Below are 17102 nucleotides of genomic sequence, written 5' to 3' on the forward strand. Positions count from 1 at the left end.
ACGCCCCGAATAGCTCTGCCAATCCGTCACCGTCTTCGACAGCACCCCAGCCACGTCCACTTCCGTCAGCGGCGCCTGCGCTTTGTCGGCACTGCTTGCGTTCACGCGCATCGCGCCGAACGCACCAAGCCCGGCCGCGACGACGACAAGTACCGCAGCGGCGATCCGCGAATGACGAGTACGCAAAATAGCCATGAAAAAATCTCCAAATTGTTCGGTTGGTTGCTCGAATTCGAATGAAACGGCGGCAAACATCAGCCCGGCACGCCTGCGCCGAAACGGCACTGAAGGAACCGTGCCGCCTCCTGCAACGCAGGCGCGTGATCGGCGAGCGCCGCATGCGACACGTCGCGATAGCGGATTACCTGCGTCAGTACACCGGCCTCGATCAGACAACTCGCGTACTTCTCCGCCTCGCCGTGCAATACGTCGTTCTGCGCGGTTGCAACGAGCGTGGGCGGCAGCCCGGCAAGGCGCGCCGACTCGAGCGGCGCCGCATACGGATGCATCCGCTGCGCGGGCTGCGGCAAATACGCGCGATAGCACGCCGCACATTCACGCTCAGTAATGTCAGACGATAAGCGCGCTGCATCGGCGAGCCGCGTCATGCTCGGGTCCAGCATCGGACCGAACAGCGCCTGCGCGGCGATGCGAATTTCACCGCGGTCGCGCGCAATGAATGACAGACAGTTCGCCAGATGGCCGCCCGCGTCGTGCCCGGCAACGGCGATCTTGCGCGGATTGCCGCCAAATGCGCGGGCACGGGCGTCGGCCCAGCGTGCCGCGCAGTACGCATCCTCCGGCGCGGCCGGAAACGGATGGCGCGGCGCGAGCGAATAATCGACCGATACGACGAGCGCCGGCACCTGCTCGGCGAGATAGCGCGCGGCACGGTCGGCGTCGTCGAGCGAGCCGCGCACGAAACCGCCGCCATGAAAATAAAGCACTACTGGCATTGAGGATTTATCGGGACGCCGATATAAACGCAAGCCGATGTCCTGCGCATAGCCTGCGATCACAACCTCCGATACCGCAAGCGCCGGGCGCGCGAGCGTCTTGTCAGCGCTCGCTCGGGCGGTGCTCAGGCGGCGAAAGTCGAATGCGTCCATAGTGAGCGTGCGCGGCAGCGCGCATCCATTTCAAGATGGATCGAATTCTCGGTCCGGCAAACATCCGGATAAATGCCTATAATCCGGCAACACAATTCACTTCCCTTGAACAATTGTTGGCTGCGTCACTCGCATGGTGTCGCGGCCTTTGGTCGTTAGGGGGTCAATCGCGGAGGTAGTGATGGATCGGCTGCAAGCCATGCAGGTATTTACGCGCGTCGTCGATACAAACAGCTTCACCAAGGCAGCCGAGACGCTTGGGCTGCCGCGCGCGTCGGTGACGACGATCATCCAGAATCTGGAATCCTTCCTCGGCGTGCGGCTGATGCACCGCACGACGCGCCGTTTGTCGCTCACGCCCGACGGCGCTGCCTATTACGAGCGCTGCGTGCGCATTCTCGCAGATGTCGAGGAGACCGAAGCAAGTTTTCAGGTCAACAACCGCAAGCCGCACGGCAAGCTGCGAGTCGATATGCCCGGCTCGATCGGACGCCTGATCGTGATCCCCGCGCTGTGCGAATTCCACACGCGCTACCCGGATATCGACCTGCAACTGGGGCTTACCGACAGGCCCGTCGATCTTCTGCAGGAGGGAGTCGATTGCGTGATCCGCGTCGGCGCGCTGCAGGATTCGTCGCTCGTCGCGCGGCGCGTCGGGCTGTTCGAGGGAACGACAGTCGCGTCGCCCGAGTATCTCGAGAAGTACGGCGAGCCGCGCACCATCGACGAACTTGCCGGACACAAAGCCGTCAACTATTTTTCGAGCCGCACCGGACGCAACATCGATTGGGCGTTCCTGATCGACGGCAAGGAAGTCGAGGTGAAGATGAACGGGCTCGTGTCGGTCAACGACGCGGACGCCTACGTGACCTGTGGCGTCGAAGGCTTCGGGCTGATTCAGCCGCCGCTCTTCATGGTGCTGCCGCAGCTGCGCGACGGCACGCTGAAGGAAGTGCTGACCGGCTACCGGCCGCTGCCGATGCCGATCTCGGTCGTCTATCCTCACAGCCGTCATCTATCGCCGAAGGTGCGCGTATTCGTCGACTGGGTCGCCGAGATCTTCGATCGCTGCCCGCTGTTGAGCGGACGCAAGGGGCTCGATGCGGCTTGCAGCAAACGCACGTTCGAGGAAGCCGAGCGCGCGCCGTCGCTCGATACGCCGGTGCTGAACGAGTGGGTGGCGTGAGTCTCGCATCCATGATGCGAATCGAGCGAACGCGCCGAATGCCGCAGGCGAATGTACGTTGGCGCGGGCGGGGCGAGGCAGCGTAGCGCAAGAGAAATGGCCAGCCTGGCAGGCATCGTGACAATGGCGCCGCACGAGGTGCGCCGCGCGCGCTCGAAACGGCTGGGGCGTACTCGGCCATGCTCGCACACGCGCGAAACGCACCCGCCATTTCCGATCTCGATCTGCTCGGCGTAACTATCCGGTGCATTCAGCGCGCGAGCACCGCAGCGATCGCACGCGCCGCGGCTTGAAGCGCGTCGGCGCGCTCCAGCGCCGGACGCGCGGCGGCTTGGCCGCGCGCACTCTGCGCGCGCGGCGCCAAATCCGGCGACGACGAGAACTTGACGATCGACAGCGCCGCCTTCGGATCGACCAGGATCGCCTGCCCGAAGCGCCCGCTCGCGACGAACGAACCGTCGCCGTCGTTCGTCTGATACCAGTAATCGCGATACGAATAACCGGCTCGGCCCACGGCAAGATTGCCCCGGGCAAACAGCGCCGCATTGTCGGCCGGTTTCAGCGCGATGCGGATCGCCGCACGCATCAGCTCTGCAGCGCCGCTTGCCGAACCCGCGCCAGACTTCGCATTCGCTTCGGCATCCGAACCGGTTCGCGACTTCGCGCCCGCGCCCGTGCGCACGAACTCGGCAAAGCGCGCCGCGTCGCGCAGCGTCGTATGCAAGCCGCCGCTCGCCATCTCGGCGCCGACGCGATCGACGACGACATACGCATCGTCGCCCGCGATTCGGCGCCACACATCGTCTGCAACCAGCTCGCTCCACGAGCGGCCCGCGATCCGACACAGCGCCCACGCAACCGCCTCCGGCGAACCGTTCTGATAGAACCACATCTGGCCCGCCGTCATGCCGGGGGTCGCACGCGCCACCCTCAGGAAATCGTAGATCGTGTCCGGCGCGCCGTCGCGGCGCGGCGCGATACCGACCGCGCCGAACAACCCAAGATCGGGCGGCAGACCCGACGGATAGGTCACTGGCACTTCCATATCGAGATTCTGCTGGACCGTCGCCGCACCGAACGGCGTATCCGCCAGCTCGGGCACGTAGCGCGCGAGCGGCGCCTGCGGATCGAGCCGGCCTTCGGCGATCAACCGCGCGGCGACAAGCCCCGTCACCGATTTCGTCATCGACGCCCATGCATGGAGATCACGCGGCCCGAACGAATCGAAGTAGCGCTCATAAACGACCTTGCCCCGGCTCACCACGATGAAGCCGTCGGTATAGGTGTCGCGCAGATAATCGGCGAGCGTCAGCGTGCGGCCGTCGACAACGAAACGCACATCGTCGAGCGCCGCCGCATCGCCGGACGGCAACGGCCACGGCTCGCTCGCACGGCCGACATTCGCGGTCGGCACGCTCAGGCGCGTATTGCGCAGAGACCAGCGCAAGTTCGGAAACCTAAACGCGTTCGCCTTCGTCACGAGCTTGTCCTGCGGCGGCGGAAAACCTTGCATGATGCCTAGCTTGACGGGATCGGAGCCGGCGGCAGCATCGTCCGGCATGCCGGCCTGGCACCATGAGGCCGTCGCCATCAGACAAGCCATGGCCGCGCTGCGCATCGCGCGGCCTTTCGATAAAACATGCATATTGAACATGCGGACTCCGTTATTGGAAAACAGGTGATGAAACGCGGCTGCTTCGACCGCAAACCGATTCCGGCCGACTACCGGCTCGTGGCGGCGCAACGATCACAGCCCCGGTTCACCAATGCGAATCGCGTTCTGCACGCGCTTCACGCCATCGACGCGTTGCGCGGCCTGAACCGCCAACTCAATCTGGCTCGTGTCGGTGGTCGTGCCGAGCAATGTGACGTCGCCGTCGTGCGCGCGCACGATCAGGCGCGTCGAATTGAGGCCGCGCACGCGCGCGAGCGCCGCGCTGACGCGGCGCTTCAAGCGCCGGTCTTCGGCTTGATGCTGCTTACGCGTCGCAACGTCGACCGCGGGCGCCGATGCCAATGCGGGCCGAGCCTCCGATGTCGGCATCTGTGCGAACCCCGGGGCCGCCTCCACGCATGTCGCCGTGGCCAAAATGACGAATAAACAAGAAATCGGCTTCATCGAAAACATGTCCTGAAATAAGGTAAACGAGAGATCGTCGCTATCGCCGCCGGCCTCAGAAATGCGTCATCAAGCCAAGCGACACACCCGTCATGCCCCCCGCCTCCGGCCGCAGCCCGAGCGCCGCGACGTTCGCCGGATCGCGCTTGTAGGCGCCCGTAAAGCCGTTGCGGTCGATCTCCGCATAAAGCTCGGTGCGCTTCGACAGGAAATATTCGACGACTGCATAGGACGACAGCTTGTGCCCACTTGCGCCGCGCACGTTACCGAGATTGCTCGCGATATCGTCGTAGACGGCCGCGGTGAATTGCCATGACGGCGCCGGCTGATAGACGATGCCCGCCGACGGAATCTTGTCGCGCCGATTCGGCCGGCCGGCCCTCGCCGCCGACACGTCGAGCGTCGCGTAGCTCAGATAAAGGCGCGCGGCGCCGAGCTGCACGGTGCCGCCCGTTTGCAGCGTTTGCGCGGATTGCGAGCCATCGGGGCTATAGGTCTTCGAGTACGACACGCCGCCGAGCACGGATTGATACTGATACATCACGGCCGCCGAGAAGTTCGTGCCCGCATGTGAGTTGCCTGCGACGCCGCCCGGCGAATAGCTCACGCCATAGCGCAGCCCGCCGAGTTCGCCGAGATACTTGATCGTATTGTTGAAACGCGAATCGAGCGTGAAGTAGTTACCGCCCCACAGCACGCCGGGTTCGATCGCAAGCGACTGGCCGCGCCCGCCCGACGGATCGATAACGATGCCGAAATCCTCGGCCGCGTTGAACTGCCGGCCGAACGTCAGGCGTCCGAAACCGCCGGACAAGCCGACATACGCCGCCTGCGAGAACAACGTGTTGCTCATCTTCACCGCGCCTGTGCCGCTATTGAACGCGCCATCGAGCATGAATATCGCTTTCGTGCCGCCTCCCAGATCTTCTTTGCCGCGTATTCCGAATTCGTTGCCGGCGATCAGATTGTTATTGAAACCGACGACGCTACCGCCCTGCACGCCGTTGACCCAACGCACGCCGCCGCCGATCCTGCCGAACAGCGTCACGCTCGACTGCGCATGAACCAAACCCGGCAACGCGCCTGCCAGCGCGAGCCAAACCATTTTTTTCATATGTCTCCTCCGATCCCATGACATGGCTGGCTGGAGTTAGCGCTTGAGCGCTTACTCCGGCCCCATGGCATTCACCACACCCAAGCACGCCGAATTAATCATTCGCATAACGAATCATTAACCTCGTGCCACTCCCTTTCCAACCCCAACCCGAACCACCCACCACCATCAAACCCGCGTCGCGTCACAAGCTGCCGCCGCACCACGAGCAAGCCGCCTACGCGAATATTGCGGGTCCAGACACATCGCGCCAAGCAAGCCACATCCCATCAACACGACGCCGCAAACGAGACACGCAGCTTCGAAGCCATGCGCGATCGATCCGCCCTTCGCTTCGATCAGCACACCGACGATAACGGGCGCACCAAGCCCTGCGAGCGATGCGAATCCATTGCTAAGCGCGAGAATCCCCCCGCGCTGCGCGTCGGGCGTCACTTCGCCGAGCATCGCGGGGCCGATCGAGTACATGACGAGCGTCAAACCACTGCCGAACGTCAGCAACACGATCTTGCCCATGGGAGGCAGGCCGGGCACGACGAGCGTGGCGAGCAGCAGGCCCGCGAGCGCGAGCGCCGCCGACACGAACAAGCCGCGCCCGACCCGTGACGTCACGCCGCGCGCGAGCAGCCGCTGCGAGCCCCACGCGAGCGCAAGGCTCAACGGCGAAGTGACCGCGACGAACAGCGCAAACAACCGGCCCACCGAATGCGCGCCGAAACCCAGGCCAAGTTGCAGATAAGTGGGCAACCAAGTCAGCGTCATCGCGAGAATCCAGTTCGCCGCGAAATGCCCGAGGAAATTGCCGAGCACCGTGCGATCGGTGAGCAACAGCGCGTAAGGCACGCGCTCGGCGGCGGCAGCGCTCGCACGTGGCCCCGTGCGGTCCAACGCGCCCTCCTCGCCATACGCGAACCAGGCGATGCACCAGATCGCGCCGAGCGCGGCAAGCAATGCGAAATTCGCGCGCCAGCCCCAATGCGACGACACGATGGGAATCGTCAACCCGGCGATCAGCAGGCCAAGCGCGCTGCCTTGATGCAGTACGGCGACAGGCAGATTGCGCTTCGCATCGGGAAACCACTTGTACAGCGCATGAACGGCAACGGGCGACGCCGGACCTTCGCCAATGCCGAGCAACACGCGGCACGCGACGATCACCCACACCGAGCTAGCGGCGAGCATCGGCAATTGCAACGCCGCCCATGCGGCGCCCATGCCGAGCAGCAGCCATTTCGTCGACAACCGGTTCGCCGCGATTCCGCCGATCACGGCCGACACCGAAAACAGCCAGTTGAGACTGCCGGCGATCAATCCGAATTGTGTCGGCGACAGATGCAGCTCGCGCATCATCGGCACCGACACGAGGCCAAGCACAACCTTGTCGAGAAAATTCACGAGCATCATCAGCGCAAGCATGATCGCGATCGACCATGCCCGCGCGGGGCGATAACACGCGTTGTCTGTCGTCATCCGTGTCTCCGTGCCTGTTGTTCGGTCGCCGACCCTGGCGGGCCGGTCGCCTCAGCGCGTCAAGCCGCGCTGTCCCGCGTCGATATGTCGGGCGACATCTCGCCCAGCGCTGGCACGCGATCGTCGCCATCGGGCAATCCAAGCGAGAACTTCACCGGAAAGCGCAGCGCGATCGCCTGACCGCCGTCGATTTCACGCACCATCCCGCGCGCCTGAACGTGCGGATCGTCGAACAATTCATCGGCGTCGAGCACGGGCGCGATCGGCAAATCGAAGCTAGCCAGTGCGTCGCTCCATTCGGCGAGAGAGCGCGTCGCGAAAACGGCCTTCAACACCGCATGCACTTCGCTCTTGTGCCGCTGCCTGCCGATACGCGTCTCGAACCGCTCGTCGGCCAACACCGGGAACTCGTCGCCGAGCGCGTCGCGCAATGCGATCCAGAATTTGTTCTCGAGAATGCCGAGCGCGAGATGCCGGCCGTCCGCGGTTTCGAACAAATCGTTGTCGGGCATCACGAGCGGCGACGCATCCGCGCCGCGTTTGCGTGCGGCCCAGGCCGCAGGCGCGACCCAGGACATCGTCGCGTCGTGAATCGACACGTCGAGATGCTGGCCGCGCCCGTTCTGCCGCGCGCTCATCACGGCGACGGCAAGCGCGAGCGCCGCATGGCTCGCCGCCGCATAATCGGCCAGCCGCACGCGAGGCCGCGAAACCTTGTCTTCGACTTGCGCGGGCGCCGACCAATAGCCGGCTTGCGCCAGATAGTTGAGATCGTGGCCTGGACGGTGCGCGTACGGCCCCGTCTGCCCGAAGCCCGAGATCGAGCACATCACGATGCGCGGGTTCGCCTGCGCCAGCACGGCGTAATCCAGGCCGAGCTTCGCCATCACGCCGGGACGAAAACCCTCGACAATGGCATCCGCGTCGCGCACCAGCCCGATGAGTGCCGCCTTTCCTTCAGGCGTCCTGATATCCAGCGCAACCGAACGTTTGCCGCGATTGAACTGTGCGAACACTGCATCGCCGAGCAGCCGCGACGCATCGCCCGCGCCGGGCGGCTCGACCTTCACGACGCTCGCGCCGAGCTGCGCGAGCAGCGCGGTCGCATGCGGCCCCGGCAGTAGCTGGCTGAGGTCGACGATCGTGACGCCGGTCAGACACGACCATTCCGGCTTGCTGTGCTTCATGCTGCGCCTCCAAGGCGCGCGGAGCGCGCCAGTAAGCAATTCGATGCGACGACGCTCATCCGCGCTGGCCGGCCGGCTCGAGAATCGCGCGCGCAATCGTGTTGCGCTGGATCTCGCTCGTGCCCGTGACGATCCGGAACATCCTCAGCGTGCGGAACGCGCGCTCGACCGGATGGCCGCGCGTCACGCCGACGTTGCCGTGGATCTGCACCGCCTTATCCGCGACTTCGAAGCAACGCTCCGACACGAACAGCTTGCACGCGGCCGCCTTCATCTTCAGATCGGCGCCGGCGTCGGCAAGCGCCGCCGTCTGCGCGATCATGCTTTCGCACGCCCACAACGCCGACGCCATGTCGGCCAGCATGTGCTGAATCGCCTGAAAGCGCGCGATCGGGCCGCCGAACTGCTGCCGCGTGCGCGCATAGTCGAGCGCCGCGCGATACGTGAAGGCTGCGAGGCCAAGCATCGTCGGGCAATGCAGCAGACGATTGACGTTGATCCGCGACATCCCGAGCTTGAAGCCGTTGCCGACGCCGCCAAAAAGATTCGCGCGCGGCACGCGCACACGTTCGAAACGGATGTCGGCGTCGATGTGCTGCCCGGACATCGGCACGTATTCGTGCGAAACCGTCACGCCGGGCAAATCCAGATCGACGAGCACCGCGCTGATCTGCGGCGGCGTCTCGCTCGCGTCGGTCACGCACATCACGATCGCGAAATCCGCGAACGGCGCGCCGCTGATGTAATGCTTCGCACCGTCGATCACCAGTTCGTCGCCGTCGACGACGGCAGCCGTCTTGATGCTCAGCGCATCGGAGCCGGAGTGCGGCTCGGTCAACGCGAAGCAAGTCGATTTCTCGCCGCGGATCACCGGCATGAAATAGCGTTCGAGCTGATCCGGCGTCGCGTACTTCAGCATGTTGCCCACGCGCGGCGGGCCGCCGAGATCGCCGAGCACGTGCGGCGCAAGCACCGCGCCGCTTGCGGCAAGGTCGGCCTTCAGCGCGCATTGCTCGAGAATCGACAAGCCTTTGCCACCGAGCGCGGCGGGCAGGCAGGCGGAATAAAAACCCAACTCGGCAGAACGCCGCCACACGCGCCGCAATGTCTCCTTCGGCCAGGGTGCCTCGGCGTCGAGCCCAAGCTCGCGCTCGAGCGGGATCAGCTCATTCGAAACGAAACTGCGAATGCCGTCGCGGACCGCGACGAATTCGGGATGCGTCAGATCATCGAACATCAGGCTTCCTCATCAATTGACGCGACGCGCGACGCCTTGCCAGAAATGCTCGCGCACCAGCTTGCGCGCGATCTTGCCGCTCGGATTCTTCGGCAGATCGGCGACGAAATTCACCGAGCGCGGCAGCTTATAGTCGGCGAGGCTCGCGCGGCAATGGGCGATCAGCTCGTCGGCATGCAACGTCGCGCCCGACTTCAGCACCACCACCGCCTTCACCGATTCGCCCCACTTGTCGTCGGGCACGCCGACGACGCACGCCTCGAGCACGGCCGGATGCCGATACAGCGTCGCCTCGACTTCGGTCGGATAGACGTTGAAGCCGCCCGAGATGATCATGTCTTTCTTGCGATCGACGAGATACAGAAAACCCTCCTCGTCGACGCGCGCGAGATCGCCCGTATGCAGCCAGCCGTCGACGAGCACCTCGCGCGTCAGCTCCGGCTCGCCCCAATAGCCGTGAAACACGTCGTCGCCGCGAATCACGATCTCGCCGATCGCATCGCCCTCGACTTCGCGGCCATGCTCGTCGACAACGCGCACCTCGCTCTCGCCATGCGGCCGGCCGCACGACGCGAGCCGCTCAGGACGCTTCAGGATCGCGTGTGCGTGATCGGCGATGCTCAGGCGCGTGACGCCAGACGTCGATTCGCTCGCGCCATAGCCTTGCGACAGAATCGGGCCGATCCGCGCCCATGCCTCCTCGATTCGCGCCGGCGCCATCGGCGCCGCGCCGTACGCGAGCGTTGCCAGGCTGCGCAGATCCGCATGCGCGAGGCTCGGCTCGTTGAGCAGCATGTTGATCATCGCGGGCACCATGAACGTATGCGTGATTCGCAGCCGCTCGACTTCGGCGAGAAAGTGCGCGGGCTCGAACGTGTCGAACAACACGAGTGTCGCGCCGCAGTACAGATAAGGCTGCATCAGCATCCCAGACGCGTGCGTGACGGGGCCGATCAGCGCAACGCGATCGCCCGGCCACGCGGGGCGATCCATACCGAGCAACAGCTTGCGCAGCGACGCTAGACGATTGCCGTAGCTTTGCATCGCCGCCTTGATCTTGCCCGTCGAGCCCGACGAGAAATGCAGCACCGCGAGATCGTCCGGCCTGCAGACGACGTTCGGCGCCTGCGCGCTCGCCTGCTCGATCAGCGTTTCGTAGTCGAGGTAACCCGTCGTCGGTTCGCCGATCGCGATGAAGCGCTCGATCGACGCGCAGCCGCGCGTATCGGGTGCATAGCGCGTATAACCGGGCCCCGCGATCAGCGCGACGGGCGCGCAACTTTCGATCACGTCCGAGGCCTCGGCCATCGTGAAGCGTGGGTTCAGCGCGGCCTTCACGAGGCCCGCCTTGTACAGCGCGCATTCGATCTCGACGAGTTCCGCGCAGTTGCGCGCCTGGACCGCGATCGCGCTGCCCTTCTTGAAGCCCAGGCCGAGCAGCGCATTCGCAAGCCGCGTCGATCGTTCGTCTAACTGTCGATAGCTGAGCGCGCGGTCACGATGAACGACAGCCGGCAAGTCGCCCCAATAGCGCGCAGCCCGTCGCAGGAAATAGGGAAAGCTCAATCGATTCTCCGTGGTTCGATCCGTTGCACCAGTCTGTATGATGGAAGGCATCACTACAATGCGAGATCGGCTATACAGCCATAACCATTGGGAATGACAGATGGAAACGCGCGACATCGACTATCTGCTTGCCGTCGAACGTCACGGCAGCATCGGCAAGGCAGCCGATGCGCTCGGGCTCAGCCAGCCGGCGCTGACGAAGGCGATTCAGCGGATCGAGGCACAGCTTGGCCTGACGCTGTTCGAGCGCACCGCGAGCGGCGTCATCGCGACGCCGGCGGGCACGCAATTCATCGTGCGGGCGCGGCGCATCGCCCTCGAGTACGACGATGCGCTGAAGGAGGCACAGGCGATTCGCAGCGGCGAGCTGGGCATGGTGCGGATCGGCTATTCGCCGACCGTGCCGAACGCGCTCGTGCTCGGCGCGTGCCGCCGCTTGATCGGCGAACGGCCGGCCGCGAAACTGCGTCTGCGCAGACGTCTGGCGCACGACCTGTTCGATCTGCTCGCAGCCGGCGAACTCGATCTCGCGATCGCGCCGGAGCCTACGGACGACACCGAGGGCTTCGACGTCGCACCGCTTTTTCAGGACCGGCTGTTCGTACTCGCGGATGCGGCGCATCCGCTGCATCGCAAGCGCGGCGTGACGCTCGAGGATCTTGTCGAGCAGGACTGGCTGCTGCCGGGACCGACGATTCCCGTGCGGCAGCGCATCGACGACGCCTTCCGCCGGCGCGAGCTGCCGCTGCCGAAACTGCGCATCGAGACCGATTTCGGCAGCACGTCACTGTTTCGCCTGTTGCAAGGCACGCGCATTGTCGGCATCGGCGGCACCGAGGCGCTGAGCCTGCCGATCGACGCGGCCGCGCTCGATCTCGCACCGGGCGAACTCGAATTGCATCGGCACATCGGCGCGATCCATCGCAAGAGCGCCTATCTGTCGCCGCTGGCGCAGCGGATGATCGCGCTGCTTCAAGAAGGCACGCAATGAGCGTACAGCGTACCGCCGGCGCGGATTACCGATAAAAAGCCCGCGCATATCGTCTGCGGGCATCGAGCGCACTGCCTTCGTCGCGCGTCCGCCCATATGCGGCCAATGCCGCCAACCAGTGGCGCCGCGCCGCGTCGCTTCAACCCCGCGCGCCGTCCCGCGCACGCACGCGCGCATCGCCCACGCGCAACGTGAGGCGCGCGGCACACCGCGGCGATATCCCTACCACTGCCAAGGACTTCGATTGTTCGATTCCCGCGACAAATCAATTCGCGGCAATGCCATTTATCGTCGACGCAACTAGTCCTAAATTACAACCTGTCGCGCACCGCACCATTTCGAACGTGCGCATCGAATCGACAGGAGTGACACATGAAACGCAGCCGTCTTCTCGCCATCGCCACCGTCGCGCTCGCCGTTACCGCGCCGGCATTCGCCACGGATACCGTCACAGCTCACGCAGGCGATTACGTCAATGCAGCGCGGTACAACCAGGGCCCCCGCACACGCGCCGACGTGCGCGCCGAGCTAGAACAAGCGCAACGCGACGGCACGCTGGCCGCACTGCGCAAGTCGATGTCGTACGCGCCGCCCGGTGCGCCCGGTGTCGAACTCGCGCAACGCGCGTACCGGCCCGATCCGAATGCGAATCAGCTCGCCGGCGCAGGCCGGTAAACGCATGACGCCGCGCATCGAAACCGATACGCGGCGTCATGTCCATTCAACATTCAATACAGTTCACCGCATTCGTCGCCGTCAGATCACCATCATGAACGAACCGATCCCTTCACCGCTCGATCATTGGGACGACAACACGCCCGTCTGGAAGCCGTTCCGCTCGACCGCGCCCGCCGCCGATTGATGCGCACCCATGCCGCACGCGAAGCACGCATCACTATGCGCGGCGAGCGTCAACGGGCCGGCACGCCGTTCTTCCAGTCGCCCCAGTGCTTGACGATGTCCTGCACGAGCGGATTGCCCGCGAGATACAGATTCTGGGTGGCAAGCGTGAAGCCGCCTTGATCCGCGTAGTTCAGCAGATTGTCGACGTCCGTCTGGCCTTGATACGGACGATCGAAATCCGAGCCGGTGCGCAGCACCGCGACGCGAGACGTGTCGACGCGGCCCACGCTCTCCGCGCGCTTCAACGCCTCGAACGACGAGCTGTCCTCCTGCGCGGTCATGCAGTACACGCCTTTGTTATCGGTGAGGATCTTCGCCCACTGGTCGGCACGCTCGCCAAGCCGCGTGCCGGAGAACCACGTGTTACCGGACAGCGTGTCACAGCGCATCACCGCGGGCGGCTGGTTCGCGGGCGCGTAGTTGAACTTCGCGCGCGCCGCCTGCGCCTGCGTGCTGTCCGCGAGCGTCACGTTGCGCGATAGCGCGAAGGCGGCATCGGTCAGCTTGCCGTTCAGTTGGAACACTTCGGTGCGATAGTCGAGCGGCGGCTTGTCGTTCGGATTCTTCGTGTTGATGCCGAGATAGCCGGTGTTCCAATTCGGCGGAATGTCACGCGCATCGATTTCCCACTGCAGGCTGAAATCGACCAGATACCTCGACCACGCCGCGGTACCGAGCGTGCCTTGCTTCGGGCTCACGCCCGCGATGCCCGAGATCAGGAAGTAGGTCTTGCGTAAATCGAAGCGGTTCGAGAACGTCAGCGCCATGATCGTCGACGCGGCGTTCGCATAGCCCATGCCCGTCGTGACGACGCACACGTCGTCCTTGTTGCAGTGGACAGCCGGATAATCGGGCGACAGGCCGGCCACCTTGATGTCCTTCCACGGTCCGAGCTTGTCGAGCCACGCTTGCCCTTCAGGGCCGAACATCGTGACGATCATCACCTTCACTGGATGGCCGTGCGAGCCGGCATCGGCTAACGCGTCATCGCTGTCGTGCGCGACGGACGGCGCCGTCGCGCACGCGGCGAGCGAAAACACGGCCGCGGAAAGTATCGAGCGAGTCAACATGAGCGTTCCTTGATTTGAGTAAGTTGGATGAGAACGGAGTTCAGCAACTGCGTGCGCAGTATAGGGCGTCAATATCGACACGTGAACGGCGCCGGGCGGCGCCAAGCCGTCAGTTAGCCACGACGGGCCGCGGCGATGGCTTGCGTCCTGTACATCGATGGCGTGCGCCATCCATATTCGAGACGGGATTCGCATGCCCCCGCCGCGCAACCGCCAGCGGCGGCACGATGCGCGCCGGCAGCACAAGCCCGTGCCGATTAAACCAGCGGCATCATTGCACGTCGACGCGTGCCGGCCCGTCGATCACCTCGCCGATCACCGTGGCACGATCGAAACCGTCGTCGCCAAAGCACGCGAGCACGTCGTCGACCGCATCCGGCGCGCACGCGACGAGCAAGCCACCGGACGTCTGCGGATCGGTCAGCAACGCCTGCGCGACGGCGGGCAAGCCGTCGCCAAGCCGGATATCGCAGCCATAGGCCGCCCAGTTGCGTCCGGACGCGCCCGTGAACACGCCCGCCGCCGCGAATTGCTCGACGCCCGCGAGCCACGGCAGCGCACCGTAGCGCACGCGCGCGGTCAACCCCGCTCCGCGCGCAAGCTCGAGCGTATGGCCAAGCAAGCCAAAGCCCGTCACGTCGGTCAGCGCATGCACGCCTGGCAGCCCGGCGAGCGCCGTGCCGGGGCGGTTGAGCTTCGTCGTCGTCGCGATCATCTGCGCGTAGCCGTCGGCGTCGAGCTTGTCCTTCTTCAGCGCGGCCGACAGCACGCCGACGCCGAGCGGCTTGCCGAGCACGAGTACGTCGCCCGCACGCGCGGCCGCGTTGCGCTTCACACGCTGCGGATGCACGACGCCAAGCGCCGCGAGCCCGTAAATCGGCTCGACCGAATCGATCGAGTGGCCGCCCGCGACCGGAATGCCCGCGTCCGCGCACACCGCCTCGCCCCCCTTCAGCACCTCGGCGATCGTCTCGTGCGGTAGCACGTTGACCGGCATGCCGACGAGCGCGAGCGCGAGAATCGGCTTGCCGCCCATCGCGTAGACGTCGGAGAGCGCATTGGTCGCGGCGATCCGGCCGAAATCGAACGGATCATCGACGATCGGCATGAAAAAATCGGTGGTTGCGACGATCGCCTGTTCGTCGTTCAAGCGATAGACGGCCGCGTCGTCGGACGTTTCAGTGCCGACGAGCAGATCGGGAAACAGCGCGGGCGGCGCATTGCGCTTCAGCAGCTCGGACAGCACGCCGGGCGCGATCTTGCAGCCGCAGCCGCCGCCGTGAGAGAGGCTCGTGAGGCGCGGCGCGGCGGCCATATCGGATCGGTTGGATTCGGTCATCGCGGAATTCGGGGATGGGCGGAACGTTGTATTATCGGCAATTTGGCGTCGGTCGTCTCGGTGCGGCAGCTTGCATGGCTGCGCCTCAAGCGCGCCGGCGACCGCGATACCGGCGACGCGGCGACGGCTTTCGGCTTCCGACTGGCAGCTTGCGACTTCCCACTTCCAGCGGCAAACCCCGCGACGAACCTCCCCCCGCGAGCGTCACGCCGCCGTGCGCCCACGCCCGAGCACCGTCTCGTCGATCGCATACGACAGCGTATCGAACGCCCGCGCGATCTCGTCCTCCGGCACGCACGCATAACCGAGCAACAGTCCGGCAGCGGCGTGCCGCGCATTCGCGTAATAGCCTGACAGCGCGCGCACGACGATGTCGCGCTCAAGCGCCGCGCGCGCGAGCGCGCGATCGTCGGCGCGCCCGGGCAGACGCATCACGAGATGCAATCCGGCATCGCCGCCCACCGCGGGCAGCTCGTCGCCGTAGCGGCGCGCGAGCGCGTCGAGCAACGTCTGCCTGCGTTGCCCGTACAGCGTGCGCATCTTGCGGATATGCGAGACAAAATGGCCTTCGGCGATAAATTCGGCGAGCACCGCCTGTTGCAAAAGCTGCCCTTCGCGATACAGCTCGGCGCTCGCGGTGGCGAAGCTTTCCGCGAGCGGCTCCGGCACCACCAGATAGCCCACCCGCAGCCCCGGAAACAGGGTCTTGCTGAAGCTGCCGACGTAAATCACCTGCCCGGCCGTATCGAGCCCTTGCAGCGACGCGAGCGGGCGGCTGCCATACCGGAATTCGCTGTCGTAATCGTCCTCGATGATCCATGCGCGATGTTGGCGCGCGTACTCGAGCAGCATCCGCCGCCGCGCGAGACTCATCACCATCCCGAGCGGATACTGATGTGACGGCGTGACGAGCATCAACTTCGGCGGCGCGGCGAAATCGTCGGCTGCGGGCGCGATGCCTTCGTCGTCGACAGGAATCGGCCGCGTGGTCAGTCCCGATACGTGCAGCACGCTGCGCACGCCCCAGTAGCACGGGTCCTCGGTCCAAACCGCGTCGCCCGGATCGGTCAACAAGCGCGCCGCGAGATCGATTGACTGATGGATGCCGGTCGTCACGATGATCTGCGCAGGCGTGCAGCGCACCGAGCGCGACGTGCGCAGATAGTCGGCCAGCGCCTCGCGCAGCGCCGGCAGGCCGCCGCCCGGCGCGTAGGTCAGCAACTCGGGATGCAAACGCCGCCAATACTTGTTGTGCAGCCGGGTCCAAACGCGCGCCGGGAAGCGCGAGACGTCCGGCACGCCTGGCATGAACGCGCCGCCCTGCCGCTTCGACACGCCCGCGCCGCCGACGAGCCGCGCACCGCGCGCGGACAGCGAACGGGCGAATCCCGCGCCGCCGGTTTCGGCCCCGGCGGCGGCCGCGCCGGCCATGCCGGCAACGCCGGTCAGCGGCTCGCCGACGATCTCGTCGGGCGCGCTGTCCGCGACGAACGTACCGCGCCCCGTCGCCGACGTCACGTAGCCTTCGAGCACCAGCTGCTCGTAGACTTGCGTGACGGTGTTGCGCGCAATCCCAAGTTCGGCCGCGAGCAACCGCGAAGACGGCATGCGCGCGCCCGGCGGCAGTTCGCGGGTCAGGATCGCCTGCTGCAGCAGCCGGTGCAGTTGCCGATAAATCGGCGGCTGCGCGGCGCCGCGCACGAGACGCTGCGCGAGCCAGTCCGTCAGCACGCTCACCCGCATAATTGGCTCCTTTAAATTTATCAAAATGGCTCTAATTTGCAGAGCCAAATTTGATTATAGTCACTTCA

General features: G+C 65.3%; 14 protein-coding genes and 1 pseudogene. 3 read left to right on the forward strand and 12 right to left on the reverse strand.

What is annotated here, in order from left to right; genetic code table 11:
• A pseudogene (locus BSIN_RS12755) lies at positions 1-195 on the reverse strand (efflux transporter periplasmic adaptor subunit); the annotation flags it as partial.
• A 59-nt stretch (positions 196-254) separates the two neighbouring features.
• Positions 255-1109 (reverse strand): alpha/beta hydrolase, encoded by an 855-nt coding sequence (locus tag BSIN_RS12760; RefSeq protein ID WP_059512881.1) that lies wholly within the window; start codon positions 1107-1109, stop codon positions 255-257.
• Between the two features lie 181 nt (positions 1110-1290).
• Between BSIN_RS12760 and BSIN_RS12765 the strand changes: the two genes are divergently transcribed.
• Positions 1291-2295 (forward strand): LysR family transcriptional regulator, encoded by a 1005-nt coding sequence (locus BSIN_RS12765; protein ID WP_059512826.1) that lies wholly within the window; start codon positions 1291-1293, stop codon positions 2293-2295.
• A gap of 250 nt (positions 2296-2545) precedes the next feature.
• Here BSIN_RS12765 and BSIN_RS12770 read toward each other — a convergent pair whose 3' ends face one another.
• The 7 genes from BSIN_RS12770 to BSIN_RS12800 all read right to left on the reverse strand — a co-directional run bounded on the left by BSIN_RS12770 (position 2546) and on the right by BSIN_RS12800 (position 10988).
• A complete protein-coding gene (locus tag BSIN_RS12770) occupies positions 2546-3949 on the reverse strand; it encodes a serine hydrolase domain-containing protein (RefSeq protein WP_369828182.1) in 1404 nt (467 codons plus the stop codon).
• 93 nt (positions 3950-4042) lie between these two features.
• Positions 4043-4312: a BON domain-containing protein gene (locus BSIN_RS12775; RefSeq protein WP_256583780.1), complete on the reverse strand. Its 270-nt coding sequence runs from the start codon at positions 4310-4312 to the stop codon at positions 4043-4045.
• 157 nt (positions 4313-4469) lie between these two features.
• Positions 4470-5528: a porin gene (locus BSIN_RS12780; RefSeq protein ID WP_089340786.1), complete on the reverse strand. Its 1059-nt coding sequence runs from the start codon at positions 5526-5528 to the stop codon at positions 4470-4472.
• 168 nt (positions 5529-5696) lie between these two features.
• Complete coding sequence (locus BSIN_RS12785; RefSeq protein ID WP_089340787.1) at positions 5697-6998, reverse strand: MFS transporter; 1302 nt, start codon at positions 6996-6998, stop codon at positions 5697-5699.
• A 59-nt stretch (positions 6999-7057) separates the two neighbouring features.
• On the reverse strand, positions 7058-8185 hold the full coding sequence (locus BSIN_RS12790) for a CaiB/BaiF CoA transferase family protein (protein ID WP_089340812.1): 1128 nt from the start codon (positions 8183-8185) through the stop codon (positions 7058-7060).
• Between the two features lie 55 nt (positions 8186-8240).
• Positions 8241-9422, reverse strand: a complete 1182-nt coding sequence (locus BSIN_RS12795) for an acyl-CoA dehydrogenase family protein (RefSeq protein ID WP_089340788.1) — start codon at positions 9420-9422, stop codon at positions 8241-8243.
• A gap of 12 nt (positions 9423-9434) precedes the next feature.
• Positions 9435-10988, reverse strand: a complete 1554-nt coding sequence (locus tag BSIN_RS12800) for an AMP-binding protein (protein ID WP_089340789.1) — start codon at positions 10986-10988, stop codon at positions 9435-9437.
• A gap of 100 nt (positions 10989-11088) precedes the next feature.
• Here BSIN_RS12800 and BSIN_RS12805 point away from each other — a divergent pair, with 100 nt between their 5' ends.
• The gene (locus BSIN_RS12805) at positions 11089-11979 is read left to right on the forward strand and encodes a LysR family transcriptional regulator (protein WP_089340790.1); all 891 of its coding nucleotides are present in this window, start codon (positions 11089-11091) and stop codon (positions 11977-11979) included.
• Between the two features lie 372 nt (positions 11980-12351).
• Complete coding sequence (locus tag BSIN_RS12810) at positions 12352-12654, forward strand: DUF4148 domain-containing protein (RefSeq protein ID WP_089340791.1); 303 nt, start codon at positions 12352-12354, stop codon at positions 12652-12654.
• 236 nt (positions 12655-12890) lie between these two features.
• On the opposite strand, the gene BSIN_RS12820 is transcribed toward BSIN_RS12810, so the two are convergent.
• From BSIN_RS12820 to pdxR, 3 genes are all read right to left on the reverse strand, one after another.
• Positions 12891-13952, reverse strand: a complete 1062-nt coding sequence (locus BSIN_RS12820; RefSeq protein ID WP_089340793.1) for a purine-nucleoside phosphorylase — start codon at positions 13950-13952, stop codon at positions 12891-12893.
• A 271-nt stretch (positions 13953-14223) separates the two neighbouring features.
• Positions 14224-15291 (reverse strand): selenide, water dikinase SelD, encoded by a 1068-nt coding sequence (gene selD / locus BSIN_RS12825; protein WP_089340794.1) that lies wholly within the window; start codon positions 15289-15291, stop codon positions 14224-14226.
• 204 nt (positions 15292-15495) lie between these two features.
• Positions 15496-17034 carry a MocR-like pyridoxine biosynthesis transcription factor PdxR gene (gene pdxR, locus BSIN_RS12830; RefSeq protein WP_089340795.1) on the reverse strand — a complete coding sequence of 513 codons (1539 nt, stop codon included), beginning with the start codon at positions 17032-17034 and terminating at the stop codon, positions 15496-15498.
• Positions 17035-17102 lie beyond the last annotated feature (68 nt).

Source organism: Burkholderia singularis (assembly GCF_900176645.1).
GTDB lineage: Bacteria > Pseudomonadota > Gammaproteobacteria > Burkholderiales > Burkholderiaceae > Burkholderia > Burkholderia singularis.

Excerpts from the sequence above, each read along its gene's own strand:
- BSIN_RS12820 (WP_089340793.1), bottom strand. The coding sequence starts at position 13,952 with ATGTTGACTCGCTCGATACTTTCCGCGGCCGTGTTTTCGCTCGCCGCG.
- BSIN_RS12760 (WP_059512881.1), bottom strand. The coding sequence starts at position 1,109 with ATGGACGCATTCGACTTTCGCCGCCTGAGCACCGCCCGAGCGAGCGCT.
- BSIN_RS12770 (WP_369828182.1), bottom strand. The coding sequence starts at position 3,949 with ATGTTCAATATGCATGTTTTATCGAAAGGCCGCGCGATGCGCAGCGCG.
- BSIN_RS12765 (WP_059512826.1), top strand. The coding sequence starts at position 1,291 with ATGGATCGGCTGCAAGCCATGCAGGTATTTACGCGCGTCGTCGATACA.
- BSIN_RS12805 (WP_089340790.1), top strand. The coding sequence starts at position 11,089 with ATGGAAACGCGCGACATCGACTATCTGCTTGCCGTCGAACGTCACGGC.
- BSIN_RS12785 (WP_089340787.1), bottom strand. The coding sequence starts at position 6,998 with ATGACGACAGACAACGCGTGTTATCGCCCCGCGCGGGCATGGTCGATC.
- selD (WP_089340794.1), bottom strand. The coding sequence starts at position 15,291 with ATGACCGAATCCAACCGATCCGATATGGCCGCCGCGCCGCGCCTCACG.
- BSIN_RS12810 (WP_089340791.1), top strand. The coding sequence starts at position 12,352 with ATGAAACGCAGCCGTCTTCTCGCCATCGCCACCGTCGCGCTCGCCGTT.
- pdxR (WP_089340795.1), bottom strand. The coding sequence starts at position 17,034 with ATGCGGGTGAGCGTGCTGACGGACTGGCTCGCGCAGCGTCTCGTGCGC.
- BSIN_RS12790 (WP_089340812.1), bottom strand. The coding sequence starts at position 8,185 with ATGAAGCACAGCAAGCCGGAATGGTCGTGTCTGACCGGCGTCACGATC.
- BSIN_RS12795 (WP_089340788.1), bottom strand. The coding sequence starts at position 9,422 with ATGTTCGATGATCTGACGCATCCCGAATTCGTCGCGGTCCGCGACGGC.
- BSIN_RS12780 (WP_089340786.1), bottom strand. The coding sequence starts at position 5,528 with ATGAAAAAAATGGTTTGGCTCGCGCTGGCAGGCGCGTTGCCGGGTTTG.